The following is a 1552-nucleotide window of genomic DNA, read 5'->3' as shown; positions in this document are numbered from 1 at the left end:
CACGGCCAGGGCCACCAGGTAGGCGTGGGCGATCCACTGCGCGGCGCCGAGCCCCACGCCCAGGTCCCGGGCGATCGACTCCAGCCCCACGGCGACCACCGTCGCGTCGAGCAGGGAGAGCAACGCCCCCAGGACGACGACGGCCGCGATCCGCCGCGTCGCCGGGTCCCAGACGGTCACGCCGGCACTCTCAGGCCCTTCAGCGCCCCCGCCCAGGCCACCACCTCGTCGAGCAGCTGCGCGAGGGCCTCGCGCTGGTAGGGCGCGGGCTCGATGCGGCCGACGTCCGTGGGGCCGGTGAGCACGAAGTCGGTCATCAGGTTCAGGCAGACCTGGGTCCGGACGTGCGCGACCTTCACCTCGGACAGCACCGGCCGCAGCGCCTCGATCCCGCGCACCCCGGCCTGCACGCCGTAGCCGACGAGCCCCGCCGCCTTGTCGTTCCACTCCGCGAACAGGAAGTCGATCGCGTTCTTCAGCGCGGCGGGGAACGAGTGGTTGTACTCCGGCACCACGAAGACGAAGGCGTCGAAGCCCGCGACGGTGGCCGCCCAGTCGCGGGTGTGCGGGTTCGCGTAGTCGCCGTGGATGGCGGGGTTCGGCTCGTCGAGCAGCGGGAGGTCCCATGCGGCCAGGTCGACCACCTCGACGGTGTGCCCGAGCTCTTCGGCGCCCTGGCGCACCCACTCCCCGACGAGCCCGCCCCGGCGGTTCGGCCGGGTGCTGCCGACGATGATCGCGATCCTGATGTCACTGCTCATGGCCGGTAAAGTACAACGTGCATGGCAAAGTGACAACGATCGTTGTACCGGGTAGAACTAGGCCGTGCCGAGACTCGCCGACAAGCGCCGCGCGATCCTGCGCGGCGCGCTGACCGTGTTCGCCCGCGAGGGCTACACCCGCGCGAGCATCGACCAGATCGCCCGCGAGGCAGGGGTGTCCACGCGCACGATCTACAACCACGTCGCGGACAAGTCCGCCCTGTTCGAGACGGTGATCCAGGAGAGCGCCGCACGCGTCGCCGAGGCCCAGGTCGAGGCGATGGACCGGCATCTCGGCGGGGCGGTCCCGGACCTCCGCGAGGCCCTCGTCGCCTTCGCCCGCGACCACGCCCGGCCGACCGACGCCGACCACTTCGCGCTGGTCCGGCAGATCCAGGCGGAGGTCGGGCACATCCCGGAGGCCGCGCTGGACTCCTGGCAGGACACCGGGCCCCGACGGGTGCAGCGCGCGGTGGAGGCGCATCTCGCCCGGTTCATGGCCGAGGGCAGGCTCCGCACGGCGGACCCGCACCGCGCGGCCCGGCACCTTGTCCTGCTCGCGGCGGGCGAGGTGACCAGCCGCTCCTTCCACGGCGCCCTCCCGCTCCCCGCGAAGGAGGTCGACGCGATCGTGGAGGACGGCGTCGAGGTCTTCCTCCGCGCCTACGCCCCCTGAGCGACGAGGACCCCGCGGAGGGCCTCGAGGGCGGCGGGCCACGCACTCGGGGACGGCGTGGCGTAGCCGATGACCAGCGCGTCCCGGCGGGCCTTCGCGGCGGGGTGGCGGAACA

2 protein-coding genes and 1 pseudogene are annotated in these 1552 nt (G+C 73.1%); 1 reads left to right on the top strand and 2 read right to left on the bottom strand.

All coding sequences use genetic code 11. The annotated features are described in order from the left end of the window. Positions 1–180, bottom strand: a pseudogene (locus H5J29_RS32205) (DHA2 family efflux MFS transporter permease subunit); the annotation flags it as partial. Then, positions 177–761, bottom strand: a complete 585-nt coding sequence (locus H5J29_RS32200; protein ID WP_181784686.1) for an NADPH-dependent FMN reductase — start codon at positions 759–761, stop codon at positions 177–179. The pseudogene H5J29_RS32205 and the gene H5J29_RS32200, both read right to left, overlap by 4 nt. Before the next feature lie 64 nt (positions 762–825). Between H5J29_RS32200 and H5J29_RS32195 the strand changes: the two genes are divergently transcribed. After that, positions 826–1437 carry a TetR/AcrR family transcriptional regulator gene (locus H5J29_RS32195; RefSeq protein WP_181784685.1) on the top strand — a complete coding sequence of 204 codons (612 nt, stop codon included), beginning with the start codon at positions 826–828 and terminating at the stop codon, positions 1435–1437. Positions 1438–1552: the final 115 nt, after the last annotated feature.

This window comes from Pseudonocardia pini (genome assembly GCF_013870575.1).
Classification (GTDB): domain Bacteria; phylum Actinomycetota; class Actinomycetes; order Mycobacteriales; family Pseudonocardiaceae; genus Pseudonocardia; species Pseudonocardia pini.
Note: the sequence above shows the minus strand (reverse complement) of the source record. Positions and strands in the feature narration are given on the sequence as shown.